Source organism: Streptomyces sp. DS1-CR2 (assembly GCF_055760475.1).
This window is the reverse complement of sequence record NZ_CM147085.1, coordinates 7,361,342-7,382,855: the sequence shown is the minus strand read 5'-3', so window position 1 is coordinate 7,382,855 and position 21,514 is coordinate 7,361,342. Positions and strand designations below refer to the sequence as shown.

Here is a 21,514-nt window from a genome sequence, read left to right as displayed (position 1 = left end):
ACTCACTCCTTGGATTGCCTGCACGCCGGCGCAGCGGGCACAGGCGTGATGGGGGCGCCCCGGGCCGAGTGCGGCCGGGCGGCACGTCGGCAGAGGCTATCGGATGATGAGAAGCGGACGTTCACCGCCCGTTCATGGCCCGATAAGAGCGGTCTGAGTGTGCGCGACCGCCCCGTCATCATTGTCGATCAAGGCCCCGCCCCACAAACTGCCGCTCGTGCGAGGGCCCGGGAGGGCACATGGGGACACGGCCTAGTGTGGTCGACCATGACATGGCTGATCACAGGTGGAGCGGGTTATATCGGGGCACATGTGGCGCGGGCGATGGCCGCCGCCGGGGAGCACGTGGTCGTCCTCGACGACGTCTCGACCGGGGTGACCGAACGGCTGCCGTCGGACATCGAGCTGGTCAGGGGCTCGGCCCTGGACGCCGAGCTGGTGAAGCGGGTGTGCGCGGAGCACTCCGTGACCGGTGTGGTGCATCTCGCGGCCCGCAAACAGGTCGGCGAGTCCGTGGAGCGGCCCGAGCTCTACTACCGCGACAACGTGGGCGGCCTGGCGGTGCTCCTGGACGCGGTCGCCGAGGCCGGCGTGCGGCGCTTCGTCTTCTCCTCGTCCGCTGCCGTGTACGGCAACCCGGATGTGGACCTCATCACGGAGTCCACCCCCTGCGCGCCGATGAGCCCCTACGGCGAGACGAAGCTGGCGGGCGAGTGGCTGGTGCGGGCGGCCGGCCGGGCGCACGGCATGGCGACCGTGTGCCTGCGCTACTTCAACGTGGCGGGCGCCGCCGCCCCCGAGCTCGCGGACACCGGCGTCTTCAATGTGATCCCGATGATCTTCGACCGGCTGAGCCGCGGCGAGGCCCCCCGGATCTTCGGCGACGACTACCCGACGCCGGACGGCACGTGCGTACGTGACTATCTGCACGTCGCCGATCTCGCCGAGGCCCATCTCGCGGCCGCGCGCCGGCTGACCGAGCCGGGCGCGACGGGCGATCTGACGGTGAACATCGGCTCCGGCGAGGGCGTCTCCGTCCGCGAACTGGTCGATCTGATCTCCGAGGTCAGCGGCGACCCGCGGGCGGCAGTGGTCGAGCCGCGCCGCGCGGGCGACTCCCCGCGTGCGGTGGCCTCCGCGGAACTCGCGGCGAAGGAACTCGGCTGGGCGACGAGCCGTGGGGTGCGCGAGATGGTCGAGTCGGCGTGGGCGGGCTGGCGGCTGCGGCATCCGGAGACCACCGCCAACTGACCCTGGCGACTCCCTGACCTGCTGCTGCCATTTCCGCAGGTCAGGGCACATGACAACGGTGTTCAGTGCAGTGTTTGCAGATACCCCCTACCCGTAGTTCACTGTGATCGCGAGGGCGGCCGGCCAGGCGCGCCGACGAGCGGACGGAGGGCGGTTTCCATGGGGGCCGGACACGATCACGGGCACAGCCATGCGCCCACGGGCACGGCCTCGGCCGCGCATCTGGGCCGGCTGCGTATCGCGCTCGGCATCACGCTGACCGTGATGGTGACCGAGATCGTCGGCGGACTCCTCGCCGACTCGCTCGCCCTGATCGCGGACGCCGCCCATATGGCGACCGACGCGCTCGGCCTCGGCATGGCGCTGCTCGCCATCCACTTCGCCAACCGCCCCGCGAGTGAACAGCGCACGTTCGGCTTCGCCCGCGCCGAGATCCTGGCCGCGCTCGCCAACTGCCTGCTGCTGCTCGGCGTCGGCGGCTATGTGCTGGTCGAGGCGATCCAGCGGTTCCTGGAGCCGGCCGAGACCGAGGGCGGGCTGACGATCGTCTTCGGCGTGATCGGTCTCGTCGCGAACATGATCTCGCTGTCGATCCTGGTGCGCGGTCAGAAGGAGAGCCTCAACGTGCGCGGCGCCTTCCTCGAGGTGGCCGCCGACGCCCTGGGCTCGGTCGCCGTGATCATCTCGGCGACGATCATCCTGGCCACCGGCTGGCAGGCCGCCGACCCGATCGCGTCGATCGCGATCGGCCTCATGATCGTCCCGCGGACCGTGAAGCTGCTGCGGGAGACGCTGAACGTGCTGCTCGAAGCCGCACCGAAGGGCGTCGACATGGCGGAGGTGCGGGCCCACATCACGGAGCTCCCCGGCGTCCTGGACATCCACGACCTGCACGCCTGGACGATCACGTCGGGCATGCCCGTCCTGTCCGCACACGTGGTCGTGAGCTCGGAGGCCCTCAACGCCATCGGCCACGAGAAGATGCTGCACGAGCTCCAGGGCTGCCTCGGTGTCCACTTCGACGTCGAGCACTGCACGTTCCAGCTGGAGCCGGTCGGTCACGCGGAGCATGAGGCGAAGCTCTGCCACTGACTGCCCATCACCCAGGGGCAGTTGTGCACACTGCGTGCTACGTTGGCCATGGATCTTTGAGGAGGTGGGTTGATGACTGTCGTCGCGGTGAACGCTGCCCCGCGCAGCGACAGGTGCATCCCCGCCTTCCGGGCCCACGCCTGACCCTTCCCGCTTTCCCAGCAGGAGTGCGCGTTCGCGGGGCCCTCTCACCCAAGGGTTCAATCCATTGACCGACAACTCCGACGACGTCGTACGTGACGCCTTCTTCGCCCTGCACCACGGACTTCCCCGGCAGGGCCCCGGCTCCCACTCCACCACCCTGCGGCTCCTCTCCTTCGTGGGACCGCTGCCCGAGCGCCCGCGCGTGCTCGACCTCGGCTGCGGCCCCGGCCGCTCCGCGCTGCTCCTGGCCGCCGAGACCGGCGGCGAGGTCACCGCATTACTCGGGCACCCGGAGTACTACCCGACGTTCGGCTTCTCGCCCGCCTCCGGGTACGGCATCCGGCCCGGGTTCGAGGTGCCGGACGAGGCGATGATGGCGCTCGTCCTGGGCGCGGCGGACAGTTCCTGGCAGGTGCCGCAAGGCACGATCACCTACCCGGCCGCTTTCGGCGTCTGAGCCTGTGTGTGTCCCGCCCGGACCTCCGGGCGGGACATGCGGGCGCTGCCAAGTGCCGGGACAGTCTGCCCGGTACGGCAGACTTGGGGTTCGAGGACCGAAGCGAAGGATGGGTATGCCGACCACACCTGCCACCGCGGCGAACAGTTCGTCGAACGGCACCGGAGAAGCGATCTTGCTGGAACTCGTGGACGAGGACGGCAGGACGATCGGCACGGCGGAGAAGCTCTCCGCGCATCAGGCGCCCGGACGGCTGCACAGAGCGTTCTCCGTGTTCCTCTTCGACGAACAGGGCCGGCTGCTGCTCCAGCAGCGCGCGCTCGGCAAGTACCACTCCCCCGGCGTGTGGTCGAACACGTGCTGCGGGCACCCGTACCCGGGCGAGGCGCCGTTCGCCGCGGCCGCTCGCAGGACGTTCGAGGAGCTGGGGGTCTCGCCCTCGCTGCTCGCGGAGGCGGGGACGGTGCGCTACAACCACCCGGACCCGGACTCGGGCCTGGTGGAGCAGGAGTTCAACCACCTGTTCGTGGGGATGGTCCAGGCGCCGCTGCGGCCGGATCCCTCCGAGGTGGGCGAGACCGCGTACGTGACGGCGGAGGAGCTGGCCGTGCGGCACGCCCAGGGGCCGTTCTCGTCGTGGTTCATGACCGTGCTGGACGCGGCGCGACCGGCGATCCGGGAGCTGACGGGCCCGTCCGCCGGCTGGTGAGTCCGCCGCTCAGGCGTCGACGGGCTTGAGGGGCAGGGCGGCCCAGATCACCTTGCCCCCGCTCGCCGTGTGCTCGACGTCGCACACACCGCCCGCCTCGCGGGTGACCTCGCGTACGAGGAGGAGGCCGCGCCCGCCCGTCTGCCCGTCGGTGGCCTCCAGGGCGGTCGGGCGGTAGGGGTGCTCGTCCTCCACGGAGACGCGCACCCACTCGGCGCCGACGGCGACCTCCACCGCGAGGACGGGTGAGAGCAGGGCCGCGTGCCGCACGGCGTTGGTGACCAGCTCGGAGACGATGAGCAGCAGTCCCTGAACGAGGTCGTCGGAGGCGGGTACGCCCTGACGGACCAGCAGGTCACGCACGGCGTGCCGGGCCTGCGGCACGGACGCGTCGACGGCCTGCGCCGTGAAGCGCCAGACCCCCTCGTACGGCAGCGGACTTCCCGGTTGCTGGTCGGGGGGCACTCCCCCAGCGTCTTGAGGACTCGGGCGGGACCCCCATCCCTGGTCGCCCATCGTCCGGTCGCCGCCCTTGCGCTCGATTGTCACCACACGTCGAGTGTTGGGAATCCACTGGTCCGTACCGAATGACTGACCAGAAGTCAGCGAGTATCGACGTAATTTGACCATTGGCGTATGACAGCGTCAGGTGTACGACTGATCCTGCCGTTCTAGTTCCCTCTTCCAAGGCTATTCAGGTTGTACGGGTTTGGACGCGCCATCGGGCGTCGTGAGCCCTACGACGCGTCGGCCGGACCGCGCCATGACGCCTCCTCGCCGGCCACCCCTTCTTGATCGTACGTTCGAGGCATGCGGATAGCATCCGGCGCATGTCGCACACACCGCCGCAGCTCACGCACTCGGTCACCGACGGCATCGCCACCGTCGTCATCGACCACGCCGCCAAACGGAACGCCATGACGGACGGCATGTGGCGCTCGCTGCCGCCGCTGCTCGCTTCCCTCGACGCCGATCCTGCGGTGCGGGTGCTGGTGCTGACCGGGGCGGGCGGGACGTTCTGCGCGGGCGCCGACATCTCCACGCTCGGCGGCTCGGGGTCGCGGGCGCAGGAGCTCGCGGTCGCCGCCGAGGAGGCGCTCGCGGCCTTCGCCAAGCCGACGCTGGCCGCCGTGCGCGGGTACTGCGTGGGCGGCGGCTGCCAGCTGGCGGCGGCGTGCGACCTGCGGTTCGCGGCCGAGGACGCGCTCTTCGGGGTCACGCCGTCGAAGCTGGGGATCGTGTACCCGGCGGGCTCGACGCGCCGCCTCGCCTCTCTGGTGGGCCCCGCGACGGCCAAGTACCTGTTGTTCTCGGGCGAGTTGATCGGTACGGAGCGTGCCCTGCGGACCGGGCTCGTGGACGAGGTGCTCGCCGGGGACGAACTGGACAAGCGGGTCGGCGAGTTCGCTCGGATTCTCGGTGAGCGCTCGCAGCTGACGCAGGCCGCGGCGAAGGAGTTCGCCGACGGCCGCGTGGAGCGGGCCGCGCACTGGGCCGAGCAGGCGCGCGGGAGCGGCGACACCGCGGAGGGCGTCGCCGCGTTCCTGGAGCGCAGGAAGCCGCGCTTCACATGGACCACGTCGGGATGAAACGGGCCGCCTCGACCGCGTCAGGAGGAAACGGCTTTCCTGGCCTACGCGTGGAGGAGGCGGCTCTGTGCACTACGCCTGGAGAAAGCGGCTCTCCGCGCGGAACTTCTCCACGAGGTGCGCGGGGGCCTTCTGGGGCGAACCCGCGTCGTACGGCGGCTGCGGGTCGTACTCGGTGAGCAGCTGTACGGCCTGCGCGTGCTCGTCGCCCGCGATCGTGCCGACGAGGGTCAGGCCCATGTCGATGCCGGAGGAAACCCCGGCGGCGGTGACGTACTTGCCGTCGACGACGACCCTTTCGCCCGTCGGCTCGGCGCCGAGCTTCTTCAGGGCGTCGAGCGCCAGCCAGTGCGACGTCGCGCGCCGGCCGTCCAGCAGACCGGCGGCGGCGAGGAGCAGCGACCCCGTGCACACGGAGGTCGTCCAGGTGCTGGTGGCGTCGGCGGCGCGCAGCCAGTCGAGCAGGACCTCGTTCTCCATCTGCGCGCTCTGGCCCGGCCCGCCGGGGACGATGACGATGTCCGGGTCGGTCAGTTCCGACAGCGTCTTGTCGGCAGTGAGGGCGAGCCGTCCGGTGTCCGACCGCACGGGCCCGGTCCGCTCGGCGACGAAGGTGAGTTCCGCGTCAGGCAGCCTGCCGAGCGTCTCGTAGGGGCCGACGGCGTCGAGCGCGGTGAAGCGGTCGAAAAGGACGATGGCGATCTTCATCGGGTGCCTTTCGGTCAGGAACGGGTGGGCTCGGACGGGCGCCGGCCCGTTGTAGGGGTTCCGGGTGGGCAGAAGCGGCGGCGGTACTCGGCCGGGGACGCGCCGAGCGCCCTGGTGAAGGCGCGGCGCATCGCCTCGGGGGTGCCGTAGCCACAGGAGCGGGAGATCTCCTCGACGCCGTCGGAGGTGTCCTCCAGGAGGCGGCGCGCCTGTTCGAGGCGGACCAGGTCGACGTACCGGCCCGGGGTCATGCCCGTCTCGGCCTGGAAGGCGCGGGCGAAGTGGCGCGGCGAGAGGCGGGCGCGGGAGGCGAGCGAGTCGACGGAGAGGTCGTCGTCGGGGTGCTCGGTGATCCAGTGCTGGACCTCGCGCAGCGGCTCGCGCCGCGCGGTCTGGGCACAGAGCTGGGCACTGAACTGGGCCTGGTTTCCCGGGCGTCGCAGGAACACCACGAGGTGGCGGGCGACCGTCAGCGCGGTGTCGCGGCCGTGGTCCTCCTCGACGAGCGCGAGGGCGAGGTCGATGCCCGCGGTGACGCCGGCCGAGGTCGCCACGTTCCCGTCGCGTACGTAGATGGGGTCCGGGTCGACCTCGACGGCCGGATGGTCGCGGGCGAGGCGGTCGCAGTACGCCCAGTGCGTGGTCACCCGGCGGCCGTCGAGCAGGCCCGCCTCGGCGAGCAGGATGGCGCCCGTGCAGACGGAGACGAGGCGCTGCGCGCGCGGGCCGTGCTCCCGGAGCCAGGCGGTCAGGCGCGGATCCGGGCGGCGCGTGCCCCGGCCGCCGGGGACGAGGAGCGTGTGCGGGGCGGGCGCGTCGGCGAGTGCGTGGTCGGGGACGAGCGTGAGCCCGCTGGAGGTGCGGACGGGCCCGCCGTCGAGGGAGGCCGTGCGGATGCGGTACGTGTCCCCGGGGCGCGGGCCCCGGCAGAGGGCGGCTCCGGCGAAGACCTCTGCCGGGCCGGTCACGTCCAGGCTCTGGACGTCGTCGAACAACAGGATGAGCACGGTGCGGGCGGCCACACAGCCAGTCTTCGGGCACGGCGGGACGGCCGCAATGACGAGTACCCCACCTTTCCTGCCATCGCGCGCCTGACGTGGTGGGAGCGGTTCGGTGAATGGTTCGGCGAACCTTCCGGCGAATGGTCCGCGCCCCGTACGTTCCGCCCGTACCAACCAGTCGGTAACGTACTCGCATGACGACGACCTCCCCGGACGCCCGCGCCGCCCGCCGCTGCCACAACATGCTCAACCCGTTCCACTCGACGCACTACTTCTCGCCCGACCTGGGCAAGGAGCTGGGCGCCATCGGGATCACGCACCGCAGCGCGGCGTACTTCGCGGCCCGCGCGGCGGCGATGGGGGCCGTCGGTGCCGGGACCGTGACGGCGACCTTCTACAACTTCAAGCACGAGCTCGTCGCCGCACACGTGCCCGCGGTGTGGGAAACGGCCTCCCCCGAGACCGTCCTCGCGGCACGCGCGCGTGCCGTCGACTCGACGCTGCGCAGGCTCCTGGGCGACGAGATCGTGGCCTCCCCGGAGATGGCCGAGGCCGCCGCTCTCGCGCTGCGGGCCACGCAGGCCTGCACCCGCCACGCCCGGCCGCTGTACGCCGCCCACGCCGACCTGCCGGTGCCCGAGGAGCCGCACCTCGCGTACTGGCACGCCGCCACCCTCCTGCGCGAGCATTATGCAAAGGAAGTCCAGATGTCTCAGTCGTGATCCCCGAGTGACATGGGGCCCCAGGTGCGGCTGTTAGGTTCCACTCCGCCTGGATGTCTCATGGTCGCGGTGGTGTGGGATGGACTACTTCTTTGTGTCACGCAGCACGGTTCGTCGCTTCTACGAGGCGCCGCCCGGCGTGGATCTCAACGCCTTCGCGTACGTGTCGCGAAAGGGGGCGCTGAAGGAAGGAACTCCGTTCTTCTTCGACTCACAGATGCGCCCGGCGGAGCCGTTGGTCTCCTTCTTTCTGGAGATGGCCAAGACGCTGAAGGCGAAGTCGCTGCAGGACTACACATACGACGCGCTCGACTTGACCGACTTCCTGGAGGACGAGCTCGACCCGCCCGTCGATCTGTTGTCGGTCATCGAAGAAGACCTGTTGGCGTACCGGGAAGACTGCACCGAGCACCGCGAGTCGCCGGATGCGCCGGCGACCTGGAAGCGGCGCCGGGCCATGATCAACAACTTCTACGGTTGGGCCCACGACGAGAAGCTGATCGACAAGCGCCCCTACTTCCGCCGTCGCAACGGCCGTGACGTGCTGTCCTGGGGTGCCACCACACAGCTCGACGTCCGGCATCTGACGTGGCGGCAGTGGAACTTCCTCAAGCAGGTCGGGCTGCGTGGCTACCTGCCCGACGGGCGCATTGATCGCACGTTTCGCGGGCGCTCGCCCCTGCGCGACAGCGCAGCACCCGAACTGTCCATCACGACGGGCATGCGGCTGCAGGAGTTCAGCTGTCTGTTGGATATCGAGGTCGGGCTACCGCGACGGGATGCTTCCCCGGCAGAGGTCCAGTTGCAAGCGATCGCGAAATTCGGCCTGCCCCGCTCGGTGATGATCCAGGATCCGACGCTGCGGGAGCTGGACATGTACCGGCGCACCGAGCGTGCAGCACAGGTGCGGGCCGCGGCGAAGACTCTGTGGAGACGCCGCGAGGAGCTGTTCATCGTCGATGACATCGACCTGCGGCGGATGAAGGTGCGCGGGATGCTCGATGGCCGGCGCCGCACCTTCCGGGTCGAGAGCATGAACGCGGACAAGCGACGCCGTGCAGTCATCGAAGGCGATCACGGGCTGGAGCCGAGAACTGCGTCAATGTCCTCGTGGGCAACCCGCCCTGGCTTTCCTACCGGCACATGCCGGGCGATATGGAAGACCTTCAAGGCGACGATGCAGGCCCGCGGCCTGCGGAAGGGCTTCGAGGTCGCTACGCACCAGGACCTGTCGGGCCTATTCATTACCCGAGCCGTTCAGCAGTACCTATGCGTAGACGGTTCGTTCGCCTTCGTCGTGACCAACCCCGTGCTGGACCCGCCCCTACTGGACCGACTTCATACCGGAGACGGGACCGACCCTGACCATCCGCTCAAAGTCGACTTCACCGGTTCCTGGGACCTGCGCCGGCTACGCCCGCAATTCTTCCCTCGCGCCTCCGCCGTCGTCTTCGGTCGTCGAGGCTCCCTCGCCATCGGCCAGCGCGGCAACAATGCCGTTCCGTTGCCGCGGGAGACCGAGATCTGGACGGGAAGGAGAGCGGACCATCGGGTAGGGGCTCTTGCGGCGGGTCAGTACCGGCTCGGGGAGGAGGTCGGCGCGGCCCCAGGACCGCCTCCCAGGGAAACGCTGCTGCTTCGGCAGCCGCGCGGGGAACCAGCGGTAGCCGCCGAACAGTTCGTCCGAGCCCTCCCCGGAGCGCATGTCGGGGGAAGTGCTCGCGCACAGCGCGGAAGAGCCGCAGCAGGGAAGTATCGAAGGCACCCATCGTCAGCCGTCCCGCAGCCTGCCCACCCGCGCCCGCTGCGCGGGATCGGTCAGCTCATCCGGGGCGAGGTACACGGTGCGGTGGCCGGGCTGCCGGAGAGGCGAGTGGCCGCGCCAGCCAGGGATCGACGAGGGCTGGCGCAGCTCATCAAGCTATACATTTCCGATAGTCGCTGCTAGCGTTTCTGTTTATGACGAAGGAGTCGCTGAAGGGCCCGCACTCGCTGGGCAACGGGGCCGCCCTGGGTCCCGGCGCGGTCGGTGCGCACGAGGTTCGCGAGGCAAGTGGTCAGGGACGGCCGACTGCGTACGCTGGACTCGGGCGCCATGTGCGCGTGCTGGTCCCGCGCGCGTGCCGTCCGGTGGACGACCGGCCAAACGATGCGGAGCGTCGAGGAGTGGACCCCCGCGGCCATGCCCGGGCGCCGCGCCCGACGTCTGCTGAATTCGGTGACAGAGCATCAAGTCGCCCGGCTCGTACGCGAGATCGGGCGTTGACGGGCATCGCGTCGCGGCACCGGCCGCTCTGCTCAGGCGCGCCCCGTGCCCAGCGCGGACTCACATCGAAGGCCAGGCTCCGCATATGGACTCCTTGCCTTGAACTCCTCTTCACAGGCTGCTGAAGGCTGTTATTCATTCACCGGCGGCCGGCCCGCCCGCCTGCATCCTCATCGTCTGCCTGCGGGACGCCACCGGTGACGGCGAAGAAGAGAACTCGCCCGAACCAACCACCGGATTTCTCGATCTACCGCACTCATGGCAACAGGGCCGGGGCCGTCAGCCGGCCCAGTCGCTGAAGGGATCACTGAATGTACATCGACGCCGAGAATCTCACTGCCAAAGCAGCGTACAAATTGCTGATCGGGAGCGTCATTCCGCGCCCCATTGCATGGGTCAGCACCCTGTCGGCCGACGGGATCGGAAACTTGGCACCGATCTCGTTCTTCACCGTGGTGGGCCGCAAGCCCCCCATGGTTTCGTTGTCCATCCAGCCCCGGTCCGACGGCGTCACGCTCAAGGACAGCTTTGTGAATATGCGCGACACCGGCGAATTCGTGACCCACCTGGCCACACTGCCGCAGGCACTTCCTTTGCACCTCAGTGCGCGCGAATTCGAACCCGACGAGGACGAGTTCGACATGGTCAGGGTGAAGAAGGTGCCCAGTTCCGCCGTGAAGCCACCTCGTATCGAGGGTGCGCCGATTGCGTTCGAGTGCGTGGTGGAACAGATCGTCGCCGCGCCGGACGGATTCAACCACCTCGTGGTGGGGCGGGTCGTGCAGTTCTACATCCGCGATGACCTCTACCTGCCCAACGGGCGGATCGACACCGGCGCCGTTGCCCCGATCGGCCGGCTGGCCGCAGAGTACACGGTGGTGAACAACGCGTTCGTCCCACCGCTGGACAGTGAGACCCTCGCGCGGTTCGACGGCCGCCGGATGCAACGTCTCGACAAGCACGGCGAGGACTACTCGATGATCGACACCTCCGAGTGGTCACCGTCCGGATCCATCATGCGGGGAGACGAACAATGACCGGTCAGGCGCGCGTTGTCACCCACCAGGTGCGCCGGCTCGAAATCGCGGTCGATCTGCCGTTCGAGGAATTCCGTGAGCGCTACGAGCAGGCGGTTCCTCCGTTCGACCCGGACCCCTTCGGCCGCACCGACTGGGCTACGATCCGCCGGATCACCGACCAGCAGGCCCCGCACGATTTCCTGCTGTACTGGCGCGGCGAGACCGACCTGATGATGCGGATGGCCGGGCACGAGCGCCGCTGCACCGCCTACCTCATGGGTAACCACACCATCGCCGAGCGCATGTATCGCCACAACCCCGGTGTCATGCTCTACGCGCCCCTGCGCACCGCCATCTACGAGGACCACGACGGCCGGCTGCGGTTCTCCGTTGATCAGCCCAGCACCCGCTTCTCGAGTTTCGACGATCCGGAGATCGCCGAGGTCGGCGTGGAGCTGGACGGCAAGCTCGCTGACCTGTTCACCGCGCTCGGTCTCGTCGTTCCTGCTGAGCTGACGCGGCAAACGGACAACGGCGAGGAGACTGGAGGGCAGCGCTCATGACAATCCCCACGGCCAGTGAAATTGATTATGACGTGATCGTGGTCGGATCGGGTTTCGGCGGCAGTGTCGCGGCCCTGCGCCTCACGGAGAAGGGCTACCGGGTCGCCGTGATCGAGGCGGGCCGTCGGTTCGCCGACGACGAGTTCGCCAAGACGTCGTGGGATCTCAGGCGCTACCTGTGGGCGCCCGCGCTCGGCTGCTTCGGCATCCAGCGCATCCACCCGCTGAAGGACGTCATAGTGATGGGGGGCGCCGGTGTTGGCGGCGGTTCACTCGTCTACGCCAACGCGCTGTACCGGCCGCCCAAGCCGTTCTACGAGGACCGGCAGTGGGCGCACATCACCGACTGGGAGTCGGAGCTGGCGCCCTACTACGACCAGGCCAGCCGCATGCTGGGGGTGGTCACCAACCCGACCGAGACCGTCTGCGACAAGGTGATGCGCAAGGTCGCGGCCGACATGGGTGTGGCGGACTCCTACCAACCGGCACCAGTTGCGGTGCACTTCGGCGAGCCCGGCAAGTCCACCGACGACCCATTCTTCGGCGGCGCCGGGCCACAGCGTACGGGTTGCACCGAGTGCGGCTCCTGCATGACAGGGTGCCGGGTCGGCGCGAAGAACACCCTGGTCAAGAACTACCTCTACATCGCCGAGCGCGCCGGTGCGAAGGTCATGCCGATGACCACGGTGGACGCCGTACGACCACGGTCCGACGGATCCTTCGTGGTGGACGTCCACAGGACGGGCAAGCGGTCGCGGCGCTTCCGGCGGAGTCTGACGGCGCCCCACATCGTGCTGGCCGCCGGCACCTGGGGTACGCAACATCTGTTGCACCGGATGCGGGACAACGGCGTACTGCCAGAGCTCTCACCGCGGTTGGGGGAGCTGACGCGCACGAACTCGGAAGCGATCGTCGGCGTCAGCCGGCCCGCGGTCGACCCCGCGTTCGACTTCACCCGTGGCGTGTCGGTCACATCGTCGATCCACCCGGACGAGGACACGCACATCCAAGCGGTGCGCTATGGCAAGGGAAGCAACGCGATGGGCCTGCTGCAGACCGCCGCTACCGACGGTTCACTGCCCATGCCGCGGTGGCTTCAGATGCTACGCACGATCGCGCGGAAGCCGGTCAGGTCGATGACGTTGTTCAACGGCTACCGCTGGAGCGAGCGGTCGATGATCCTGCTGGTGATGCAGAGCCTGGACAACTCGATCACCACGTACACCAAGCGCGGTCTGTTCGGACGCCGCAGATACACCTCGAAACAGGGGCACGGCGTGCCGAACCCGACGTTCATCCCCGCGGGGCACGAGGCGAACCTCCGCGCGGCCGAGCACGTCGGCGGTGTCCCGGGCGGGGGGTGGGGAGAGATCTTCAACAGGCCGATGACCGCGCACTTCTTCGGCGGTGCGCCGATCGGGACCTCGCCGGAGGACGGTGTGATCGACCCGTACCACCGGGTGTTCAACTACCCCGGACTGTCCATCGTGGACGGAACCGCGCTGACCGCGAACCTCGGGGTGAACCCGTCCCTGACCATCACGGCCAAGGCGGAGCGTGCCTTCTCGTTCTGGCCCAACAAGGGCGACACCGATCCGCGCCCTGCCCCGTCGCAGCCCTACCGTCGCCTCAATCCCGTGGCCCCGGACAACCCCGCCGTCCCGGCGACGGCCCCGGCGGCGCTGCGGCTGCCCATGGTGGGCTGAAACGCTCGGGGACATCTGTACGTGCGCTGCCCGCTCTCGCGTCCAGGAGCGGTTCAAGGCGGTGAGAGGACCGTGTGCCCGCCCCCCTTCGCGGCTGCCTGGACTGCCGGCGAAGGGGGGCGGGCACACTGTCAGTGGCCGGACATGCCGCCGTCGACGGCGAGCGTGGTGCCGGTGACGTAGGACGAGGCGGGGCTCGCCAGGAAGACGACCGCGGCATCGAGCTCACGCTGCAGCCCCAGCCTGCCCATCGGGCTGGTCTGCCGGATGAACGTCATAAGCTGTTCCTCCGGGATCCCGGAGGTCATCTCACTGGCGAAGTATCCCGGTGCGACGGCATTGACCCGGATGCCACGGCGTCCCGTCCATTGCTGGGCGAGGTCGCGGGTGAGGCCGATGAGGCCGGCCTTGCTGGCGGCGTAGGCCGCCTGCGGGGCGTAGGACTTGATCAGCCCGAGCACGCTGGCCACGTTGACGATGCTGGAACCGGGCTCCATGACACGGCCGCACGCCTGCGCCGCCCAGTAGGCGCCGTTGAGATTGATGTCGACGACGCGGCGGAACTCCTCGGGTCTTTCCTTCAGAGCAGGCACCGCCGTGCCTGTGCCGGCGTTGTTGATCAGGATGTCAACGTGGCCGAACTCGTCGATCGCCGCCCGTGCCAGCGCCTCGCACTGCTCCGGATCGCCGATATCGGTGGCGACCGTGAGGGCACGGCGGCCGGTGTCGCGCACCTGACTTGCCACATCGGCCAGGCGGTCGGCGCGGCGGGCGGCGAGGACGATGTCGGCGCCCGCCTCCGCGAGCGCTCGGGCGAACCCGGCACCGAGGCCGGAACTGGCCCCGGTGACCACGGCGACCTTGCCATCGAGCCGGAAGAGGTCGAGGACGCTGCTCATTGCGGCTCCAGGTGTGTCAGCGCTCGAAGTCCGGCGGCCGTGAGCGGCGCGACGGCCTGCCCGACGGTGTCGAATCCTGTGCCGCGGGTCAGGCCCTGCTGGAAGCGGGCGTGGATTCCCTCGGCGATGACGGCGATCTTGAAATACCCCAGGGAGAGGTAGAAGCCGAGTTCGCCGAGGTCCCGGCCGCTGGACTCGGCGTAGCGCTGGGCGAGGTCGGCCGGAGTGGGCAGGCGTTCGCTGGTGGAGGCGGCCGATCCGGTGAGTACGGGTGCGAAGGCCGGGTCGGTGTAGACGAGGTGCAGACCGAGGTCGGCGAGGGGGTCGCCGAGGGTGGCCATTTCCCAGTCGACCACCGCACGAACGATCCCCGCGTCCACGCCATCAAGGATGGCGTTGTCGATGCGGTAGTCGCCGTGCACGATCGACGCGCCGCTCTCCGCCGGGCAGGCGGCGGAGAGTCGGGTGTACAGCCGCTCCATGTCGGCGAGTTCGCGGGTCCGGACGCGCTGCCACTGGTCGTACCAGCGCTGGACCTGGCGCGTCAGATAGCCCTGCGGGCGCCCGAACCCGGTGAGCCCGACCGCGCCGGGATCGACGGCGTGGAGGCGTGCGAGCACGTCGACCAGGCCGTAGGCGCAGCGTGCGATCTCGCTGTCCGGGAGGGCATCTAGCTGCTCGACGGTGCGGATCACTCTGCCGTCGACGTGTTCGACCACCGCAAAAGGCACCCCGAGGACTTCGGCGCCCCCGAAGGCCACGGCACGGGCCACGGGGACGTCACTGGCAGCGAGCGCGGCGACCACCCGGTACTCGCGCTGCATGTCGTGTGCGGAGGGGGTGAGCCCGCCCAGCGGAGGACGGCGAACAACCCATCGTGTCCGCCCGTCGGTGACGAGATAGGTCAGGTTCGACCGTCCGCCCTGCAGCAGCTCGGCGGAGAGTCCGCCGCGGAACCCGGGCACGTGCTCGCCGAAGAACCGCTCGAGTGCGGGCAGGTCGAGACCGTCCACCGTGGTCCGATCCGGGGCGGTCATCGTGTGGCCGCCTCGCCGTGGTGGCGCAGGACGCGGCGGGCGATGGCCCAGCGGTGGGTTTCGGACGGGCCGTCGTAGATCCGGAAGGGGCGGACTTCGCGCAGGAACCGACCGAGCAGGATGTCTCCGGAGACACCGAGTGAGCCGCATATCTGCAGCGCCCGGTCCACGACCCGCCAGATCGCTTCGGCGCAGAAGGTCTTGGCGATCGAGGTGGACTGCGAGGCCGAGCCGCCCTGGTCGAGCTCCCAGCAAGCCTGGAGGATCAGTCCACGGGCGGCCGCGATGTCGATCTCGTTGTCGGCGATCATCTGCTGCACCATGCCGAGATCGCCGAGCTGTGAGCCGAACAGCCGGCGGTCGGCGGCCCGGGCGACGGCGATGTCCTGCGCGCGGCGGGCGATGCCCAGCCACCGCATGCAGTGGGTCATTCGGGCGGGCCCCAGCCTCACCTGCGCGTAGCGGAAGCCCTGGTCGACTTCGCCGAGCACCGCGTCGTCGGGTACGACGCAATTCTCGAAGCTCAGCTCGACGTGGCCGCCGTAGAGGCTCTCGTCGAGCGTTTCGATGTGCCGAACCGTTTTCATGCCGGGGTTGTCGGCGTCGACCAGGAACATGGTCGCGCCGCCCTGGTCACCGGGTTCACCCGAGGTCCTGGCCATGCAGATCGCGAACCCCGCACCGTCGGCGCCGGTGATGAACCACTTGTGCCCGTCGATACGCCAGCCGCCCGGAACGCGTTCGGCGCGGGTCGCCAGTGCACTCGGGTCGGAGCCCGCACCAGGCGCGGGCTCCGTCATCGCGAAGCAGGACCGGATGTCGCCGGCCGCGAGCGGGCGCAGGTAGCGCTCCTTCTGCTCGGCCGTTGCGATGGCCTCCAGCATGTGCATGTTGCCCTCGTCGGGTGCGGCGATGTTCATCGCCAGCGGACCGAGCAGGGAGTACCCCGACTCCTCGAACACGGCGGCCCTGCCCCGCATGTCCAGTCCGTGCCCGCCGAACTGCGCCCCGACGTGCGGCGCGAAGACACCCGCGTCCTTCGCGGCTCGCTGCAGCCCGATCCGGACGTTCTCGGAGCGCGCGATGCCACGGTGCTGTTCTTCGGCCGGGATCACCACTTCGCGGACGAAGTCGGCGGTGCGGCGCGCGAGGTCCGCGGCGACGGGGTCCTGGGTGAGGTCGACTGTCATGGCGCCTCCCAATCTGGCTAATGGGTATTAGCCAGGACTCTAAGCGGGCGCTTGGTGACATGCACCATGGCGCATGTCACAGTCGCTTTCTCGATCGGCTATCGTCTGTTAGTCCTGAAGGGGAGGCGAAGGTGAGTCGAGCCAACGACATTCGTGCCGGGGCGCTGGAGCTGTTCACGCGCCTCGGCTATGAGGCGACCACGATGGCCGATATCGGGCGCGCGGTGGGTATCCGCGGCCCGAGTCTGTACAAGCACGTCGCGTCCAAGCAGGACCTGCTCGCCCAGATCATGATCGCCACGATGGAGGACCTCCTCACCGCGCACCGCGCAGCCGTCGCCAGCAGCGAAGGCGCGGTGGCACGCCTTCGTCGCGCCACCGAGGCGCACGTGCGTTACCACGCCCGGCACCGGCTCGAGGCGTTCGTCGGAAACCGCGAGATCCGCAGTCTCGTCGAGCCGCATCGAGGTCGGGTGTTGGCCCTGCGTGCCGAGTACGAAGCCGGCTTCCGCGGAATTGTCCACGCGGGCGTCGCGGAGGGATGCTTCAAGGTCGCCTCGGCGCGGCTGGTTTCCTACGCCATCCTCGACCTCGGTATGGGAGTGGCGGCGTGGTACCGCGAGGACGGCGAACTCAACGAGGACACGATCGTCTGGCAGTACGGCGACTTCGCCCTCCGCCTTGCTGGCGCGAGCCCTGAGGGCTAGCGCTCCGCTTGCAGGCAAGGCCCGGATTCCTCCTACGGCTGCTTCAGTCCGAGGGCTGCCGCCCCGTAGAGCAGAGTGGTGACATTCAGTCGGGTGGGGTGCGCCTTGAGCATGTGCTCGATGAACTGCGCCGCACTCGGCTCCCCGGCAAGAACCCGATCCGCTTCCTGGAGGTAGGAAATCGTGTCGGCGAGTACCCGGGCGTCGTCCGGTGCGTCCGGGCGCCGATGGGCGGCCACGACGATGTCCGGCTTCAGGTCCTGGATCTGGGAGACGGTCTGGATCCATGCCAGCCGTGACTCGTGATCACTGGTCACGAGAGTGGGGTGTACGTCGTTGTACGCGATGTCACCGACGATGACAGCGGCGAGGCTGGGTACGTACACGTACGCGGAGTCGCTGACATCGGATTGGCCGGTTGCCACCGCGATCACCTCGTGTCCTTCCAGATCGAGGCGGTGATCGGTGAGAGCCTCCGGCACGACGACGGTCGAGCCGATTTTGTCAACGAACATCTGGCCGTAGAGCTTCCGATCACTGCCGGACGCGGCTTCCGCCTCGATCGCGCGCACGGTTCCTTCGGTGGCCACCAACCGGGCCTGGGGGAATCGATCGAGCAGGGTCGACGAGCCAAGGAAATGATCGAAGTGGCCGTGCGTGATGTAGATGGTGGTCAGCTCCTTTCCGCTTGCCTCGATCCAGTCCGCCAGCTTCAGCGCGTCCTCCACTGTGGGTACCGTGTCGACGAGGACGGCTTCGCGCTCGCCGGCGATCAGCGTCGCTGCCGTCGGCGGCCAGGTCCAGCCTCCCTGCGGCGCAGGGACCGGGAGAGGCACGTTCACCGAACGTGCGGGCACGGTAAAGACGCTCAGAGTCAGTTCATTCGCCATTTCTTGTTTCTCCGCTCGGCGTTTCGTGGAACAGGGATTTTTGACCTGTAGGTACAAAATTGCCATTACTCGGCCAGGCCCGGCCCCAGAGGCTCGGGGGCGCGGGTCAGAGAAGGTCGATGGTCGCGTCGACCACCCTGAGGAGACGGCCAGGCCCAGGCTCGATGCGGGCCAGGACGTGCATGCCGGTGATGGTGTTCAGCAACATGCTGGCCAGCGCCTTCGCGTCCCGCCCCGGGTCGATTTCCCCGGTGCACTGACCTTCCTCGATCAGGACCTGGAAGGTGCTCTCGGTGCGGTCGAACAGTCCTCGGACCTGTGCGGCCACGGCTTCGTCGGCACGCCCGAACTCCACCGCACTGTTCGTCGCCAGGCAGCCCCGGCGATCTGGATCGGCGAGGTCGGATTCGACGAGAAAGTGCAGCGCGTTGCGCAGCCGCTCCTTCGCTGGACCGGAGCTCTCCAGCCACGCCGTCACGGCCGCTACCTGCAGGTCCAGGTAGCGGCGCAATGCCAGGTCGAACAACTGGCGCTTGCCGCCGAAGGCGTTGTAGAGGCTGCCCTTGCCGATGCGAAGGGTGTCCGCCAGGCCCTGGGGTGTGGTGGCGCCGTATCCCTGGCGCCAGAACACCTTCATCGCCTGCTCGATCGCTGCGTCCGGATCGAATTCCTTGGGCCTTGCCATGACTCCACCATGCGCATATTTGACCTGTAGGTCAAGTATCGGCGACATCCCGTTTGTCTCGCGCAGGCGGGGTCGTCGACGGGGGGCGTCCGGGGCGGCGGAGCTCGCCGGTGGTCGGACAGTGCGCGGCGGCGGCGCGGGTGAGGAGGCGGCGCATCCGGCATGCCGGGGCGCATCTCGCCGCTCGTGGACTGTGCTCGTTGAGCTCGCGCCCACTTGACGCTATACATTCCAGATAGTCGCTGCTAGCGTTTCCGGCATGTGGCGAGGAGGTCACTCGGTGGATTGCGTTCCATGATCGCCGGTGCCGGCATGGCACCGAACCAGCGAGTGATCGTGCGTCTCATGGGTGCTGGTCGCCGAGACGTCGGGCGGCCGTCGAGACGCCGACCTCCGCGGGCAATCACCCAGACCGACCCGCAAGTCTGGGTGCTCACGCCACTCGCGAGCGGCTGTCCCTCCTGGTCACCACTCATGCGAGTCGTGTCGAAGACCGCCTTTTCTGGCTTGGCCGCGCAGCTGGTGCACACCCGTCCAGTCCGGGGAGCGTGCCCACGCTCGTGCGGCGGTGGGGCGCGAGACGGACTTCCCCGTCCCGCTCTCGGAATGACCGGCTACTGAACTCCTTTCGGAAGGAATTTGCCGATATGTCTGACACTCGAACCGCGGCCACGCGCGCCGAGGTGACGGAATGGTTCTTCGAGGACTATTTGCCGCGCTGGGTCTCCGTGGCCTCGGGCAAGTCCGACGAGGGACCCGAGTTCATTCATAACTACTGGGGCACTCCGTTGCACGTCACGGGGCTGGAACAGTCGTTCTGGTGCCTCGATGACGCGAGCGTGCTCGGCTTCCTGGACCTCAATTACGCGCCCCTGCGGGAGTCGGGATACAGCCACACCGTGGTGCCCGATCGGCGCGTGCTCGTCTACAACACCGTCGGTGCCGCGGTCGAGGTGATCTGGTCGAGGCGCCGCGCCGACGAGAGCGAGATCGAGCGCTGGGCGGTGCAGTTCAGCGTGGCCAAGTCCGACAAGGGCTGGCGTGTGGTCGGCATCCACTCAGCGGCGACGGACAAGGACAGGCTCGCTGAGGCCTGGCCCATCGAATCGGCCCTGGAAGAGGCGAACCATGGCTGAGAAGGTCTATCCGCCGCTGGTCATGCCCGACGGCGTCGGCCGGCAGCAGGTCACTGTGTGGAGCGATGGCATCGCACTCGACGCGGACCTGTACCGACCCACGAACGTCGCCCCCGACGCCGCCCTGCCGGCCGTCGTGCTGTGCCATGGGTGGGGCGGCAGCAAACTCACCGCGGAACGCTACGCGGCACTGTTCGCTTCAGCGGGCATGATCACCCTGACCTTTACTCAGGGCAGCTGGTTCGGCTCGGGATCCCCCCTGCAACTGGTCGGCGACGCCCCCGACCTCGATGACGGCAACGAGGCGCTCACCCGGGTGCGGTTCATCCGCGACCTCGTGGATCCCTTCGCATGGACGGCGAACCTGCGCGCGGCCGTGGATTTCATCGAAGGTGAGCCCAATGTCGATCCCGCCCGGATCGGGCTGTGGGGCACCAGTTTCGGCGGAGGCATCGCCGTGCATCTGGCCGCCAACGACAACCGTGTCAAGGCGCTGGCCGTGCAGGTGGCCGCCATCGCCCCACTGAGTGGACCCGTGGCGGAAGCGGCCCGCAAGCGTGCGATCGACACCGCTCGCGGCGACTTCGACGCGATTCCCCAGGGTGTCGATCCGTGGCCGAGCATGGCGGGAACCCCGTACCTGGCAAAGCTGGCGCACTTCGACCCGCTCGCGCAGGTCGACCGACTGCGGATTCCCACCCTGATCATCGACGCCGGCGAGGAGGAACTGTTCCCCATCGCCGACAACGGACGCCGCGCGGCGAAAGTCCTGGAGACGATTCCCGACAGCGTCGTCGACTACCAGGTCATTCCCGGCATCGACCATTACGGCATCTACTTCGACGGGTACGAGCCGGGCAGCCGTGCCGCCCTCGCCTGGTGGGGTAGCCACCTGTGAGCACACCACACTCCGGCGCACTGATCGTGTCGACCACGCTGGGCCCGCTCCACGTGCAGGATGCCGGGCCCGCCGACGGCCCCGTGGCACTGCTGTGGCCGAGCCTGTACAGCGACGGCGAGACCAGCTGGGGAGCACAGCTTGCCGGCCTCCACGCTCTCGGATGGCGGACTCTGCTGGTCGACCCTCCCGGTACTGGCGGCAGCGCCCCGGCCTCGCGGCGGTTCACCATGGAGGAATGCGGTGATGCGGCCCTTCAGGTGCTCGACGACGCAGGCGTCGACCGGGCTGCGTTTCTCGGACTGTCGTGGGGCGGCATCATGGCGCTGCGGGTCGCGCTCATCGCACCGCACCGTGTGACCGCCCTTGTCCTGTCCAACACCACCGCCCGCGGCGTGAACTTCGGCGACCGCCTCAAAGTCCGCCTGATCACCCTCCTCATACGGGTCGGCGTTCCAGGGGGCCTGGGCCGGCTGGTCGTGGGCGGCATGCTCAGTGACTACTCCCGCCGTCACGACACCGGATTTGCCCCGCGGTTCGCCGAAACGGTCAACAACCTCGACACCGCCGGCCTCGCGCTCGCCACACGGTCGGTGCTGGGAGACCGCAGCGAGGTGATCGACGCCCTGCACCGGATCACCGCTCCCACACTGGTGATCGCCGGAGCCGAGGACAAGGCGCTGCCCCAGGCTCCTCACTCCGATGACCTGGCCGACCGCATCGTCGGCGCCCAACTCGTGGTGCTGCCGCGCGTCGCTCACCTCGCTCCTCGGGAGAGGCCCTCCGAGGTGGAGGCTCTGATCAAGGAATTTCTCGCACCGCTCGGCTAGCGCCGCCGGCAAGTG

General features: G+C 68.9%; 20 protein-coding genes and 2 pseudogenes. 14 read left to right on the top strand and 8 right to left on the bottom strand.

What is annotated here, in order from left to right:
- Positions 1-267: 267 nt before the first annotated feature.
- The 4 genes and pseudogenes from galE to idi all read left to right on the top strand — a co-directional run bounded on the left by galE (position 268) and on the right by idi (position 3,653).
- Positions 268-1,251, top strand: coding sequence for a UDP-glucose 4-epimerase GalE (gene galE, locus ACY0PA_RS34650; protein ID WP_473081376.1), 984 nt, complete (start codon positions 268-270; stop codon positions 1,249-1,251).
- A 159-nt stretch (positions 1,252-1,410) separates the two neighbouring features.
- Complete coding sequence (locus tag ACY0PA_RS34645; protein WP_473081375.1) at positions 1,411-2,343, top strand: cation diffusion facilitator family transporter; 933 nt, start codon at positions 1,411-1,413, stop codon at positions 2,341-2,343.
- Between the two features lie 208 nt (positions 2,344-2,551).
- A pseudogene (locus ACY0PA_RS34640) lies at positions 2,552-2,771 on the top strand (class I SAM-dependent methyltransferase); the annotation flags it as partial.
- Between the two features lie 288 nt (positions 2,772-3,059).
- Positions 3,060-3,653, top strand: a complete 594-nt coding sequence (gene idi / locus ACY0PA_RS34635; protein WP_473081374.1) for an isopentenyl-diphosphate Delta-isomerase — start codon at positions 3,060-3,062, stop codon at positions 3,651-3,653.
- A gap of 9 nt (positions 3,654-3,662) precedes the next feature.
- On the opposite strand, the gene ACY0PA_RS34630 is transcribed toward idi, so the two are convergent.
- Positions 3,663-4,169 carry an ATP-binding protein gene (locus tag ACY0PA_RS34630; RefSeq protein WP_473086526.1) on the bottom strand — a complete coding sequence of 169 codons (507 nt, stop codon included), beginning with the start codon at positions 4,167-4,169 and terminating at the stop codon, positions 3,663-3,665.
- A 314-nt stretch (positions 4,170-4,483) separates the two neighbouring features.
- Between ACY0PA_RS34630 and ACY0PA_RS34625 the strand changes: the two genes are divergently transcribed.
- Entirely contained in the window at positions 4,484-5,242 is a 759-nt protein-coding gene (locus ACY0PA_RS34625) for an enoyl-CoA hydratase/isomerase family protein (protein ID WP_473081373.1), read from the top strand.
- Between the two features lie 72 nt (positions 5,243-5,314).
- Here ACY0PA_RS34625 and ACY0PA_RS34620 read toward each other — a convergent pair whose 3' ends face one another.
- Together ACY0PA_RS34620 and ACY0PA_RS34615 are read right to left on the bottom strand one after the other, a co-directional pair.
- Positions 5,315-5,950, bottom strand: a complete 636-nt coding sequence (locus ACY0PA_RS34620; RefSeq protein ID WP_473081372.1) for a DJ-1/PfpI family protein — start codon at positions 5,948-5,950, stop codon at positions 5,315-5,317.
- A 14-nt stretch (positions 5,951-5,964) separates the two neighbouring features.
- Positions 5,965-6,972 carry a GlxA family transcriptional regulator gene (locus ACY0PA_RS34615; protein WP_473081371.1) on the bottom strand — a complete coding sequence of 336 codons (1,008 nt, stop codon included), beginning with the start codon at positions 6,970-6,972 and terminating at the stop codon, positions 5,965-5,967.
- Positions 6,973-7,145: 173 nt separating this feature from the next.
- Between ACY0PA_RS34615 and ACY0PA_RS34610 the strand changes: the two are divergent.
- The 5 genes and pseudogenes from ACY0PA_RS34610 to ACY0PA_RS34590 form a co-directional block, all read left to right on the top strand.
- A pseudogene (locus ACY0PA_RS34610) lies at positions 7,146-7,640 on the top strand (SCO6745 family protein); the annotation flags it as partial.
- Positions 7,641-7,752: 112 nt separating this feature from the next.
- A complete protein-coding gene (locus ACY0PA_RS34605) occupies positions 7,753-9,621 on the top strand; it encodes a hypothetical protein (RefSeq protein WP_473081370.1) in 1,869 nt (622 codons plus the stop codon).
- A gap of 629 nt (positions 9,622-10,250) precedes the next feature.
- Positions 10,251-10,976: a flavin reductase family protein gene (locus ACY0PA_RS34600; RefSeq protein WP_473081369.1), complete on the top strand. Its 726-nt coding sequence runs from the start codon at positions 10,251-10,253 to the stop codon at positions 10,974-10,976.
- Positions 10,973-11,521: a DUF302 domain-containing protein gene (locus ACY0PA_RS34595; protein ID WP_411088911.1), complete on the top strand. Its 549-nt coding sequence runs from the start codon at positions 10,973-10,975 to the stop codon at positions 11,519-11,521. The genes ACY0PA_RS34600 and ACY0PA_RS34595 overlap by 4 nt, the downstream gene beginning before the upstream one ends.
- Positions 11,518-13,227 carry a GMC family oxidoreductase N-terminal domain-containing protein gene (locus tag ACY0PA_RS34590; protein WP_473081368.1) on the top strand — a complete coding sequence of 570 codons (1,710 nt, stop codon included), beginning with the start codon at positions 11,518-11,520 and terminating at the stop codon, positions 13,225-13,227. Before ACY0PA_RS34595 ends, ACY0PA_RS34590 begins: the two co-directional genes overlap by 4 nt.
- A 131-nt stretch (positions 13,228-13,358) precedes the next feature.
- Here ACY0PA_RS34590 and ACY0PA_RS34585 read toward each other — a convergent pair whose 3' ends face one another.
- The 3 genes from ACY0PA_RS34585 to ACY0PA_RS34575 are packed head-to-tail and all read right to left on the bottom strand — an operon-like array spanning position 13,359 to position 16,353.
- The gene (locus ACY0PA_RS34585; protein WP_411088909.1) at positions 13,359-14,126 is read right to left on the bottom strand and encodes an SDR family NAD(P)-dependent oxidoreductase; all 768 of its coding nucleotides are present in this window, start codon (positions 14,124-14,126) and stop codon (positions 13,359-13,361) included.
- Complete coding sequence (locus ACY0PA_RS34580) at positions 14,123-15,163, bottom strand: phosphotransferase family protein (protein WP_411088908.1); 1,041 nt, start codon at positions 15,161-15,163, stop codon at positions 14,123-14,125. Before ACY0PA_RS34580 ends, ACY0PA_RS34585 begins: the two co-directional genes overlap by 4 nt.
- Complete coding sequence (locus ACY0PA_RS34575) at positions 15,160-16,353, bottom strand: acyl-CoA dehydrogenase family protein (protein ID WP_473081367.1); 1,194 nt, start codon at positions 16,351-16,353, stop codon at positions 15,160-15,162. Before ACY0PA_RS34575 ends, ACY0PA_RS34580 begins: the two co-directional genes overlap by 4 nt.
- A gap of 131 nt (positions 16,354-16,484) precedes the next feature.
- On the opposite strand from ACY0PA_RS34575, the gene ACY0PA_RS34570 reads away from it, so the two are divergent.
- Positions 16,485-17,060: a TetR/AcrR family transcriptional regulator gene (locus tag ACY0PA_RS34570; protein WP_411088906.1), complete on the top strand. Its 576-nt coding sequence runs from the start codon at positions 16,485-16,487 to the stop codon at positions 17,058-17,060.
- 32 nt (positions 17,061-17,092) lie between these two features.
- On the opposite strand, the gene ACY0PA_RS34565 is transcribed toward ACY0PA_RS34570, so the two are convergent.
- Both ACY0PA_RS34565 and ACY0PA_RS34560 read right to left on the bottom strand, forming a co-directional pair.
- Entirely contained in the window at positions 17,093-18,016 is a 924-nt protein-coding gene (locus tag ACY0PA_RS34565) for an MBL fold metallo-hydrolase (protein ID WP_473081366.1), read from the bottom strand.
- Positions 18,017-18,056: 40 nt separating this feature from the next.
- On the bottom strand, positions 18,057-18,635 hold the full coding sequence (locus ACY0PA_RS34560; protein ID WP_473081365.1) for a TetR/AcrR family transcriptional regulator: 579 nt from the start codon (positions 18,633-18,635) through the stop codon (positions 18,057-18,059).
- Positions 18,636-19,282: 647 nt separating this feature from the next.
- On the opposite strand from ACY0PA_RS34560, the gene ACY0PA_RS34555 reads away from it, so the two are divergent.
- From ACY0PA_RS34555 to ACY0PA_RS34545, 3 genes are read left to right on the top strand one after another with little or no spacing between them, the layout of a single operon-like run.
- Entirely contained in the window at positions 19,283-19,771 is a 489-nt protein-coding gene (locus ACY0PA_RS34555; protein ID WP_411088903.1) for a DUF6841 family protein, read from the top strand.
- On the top strand, positions 19,764-20,669 hold the full coding sequence (locus ACY0PA_RS34550) for an alpha/beta hydrolase (RefSeq protein WP_411088902.1): 906 nt from the start codon (positions 19,764-19,766) through the stop codon (positions 20,667-20,669). Before ACY0PA_RS34555 ends, ACY0PA_RS34550 begins: the two co-directional genes overlap by 8 nt.
- Positions 20,666-21,499: an alpha/beta fold hydrolase gene (locus ACY0PA_RS34545; protein ID WP_473081364.1), complete on the top strand. Its 834-nt coding sequence runs from the start codon at positions 20,666-20,668 to the stop codon at positions 21,497-21,499. Before ACY0PA_RS34550 ends, ACY0PA_RS34545 begins: the two co-directional genes overlap by 4 nt.
- The last annotated feature ends 15 nt before the right edge of the window (positions 21,500-21,514 follow it).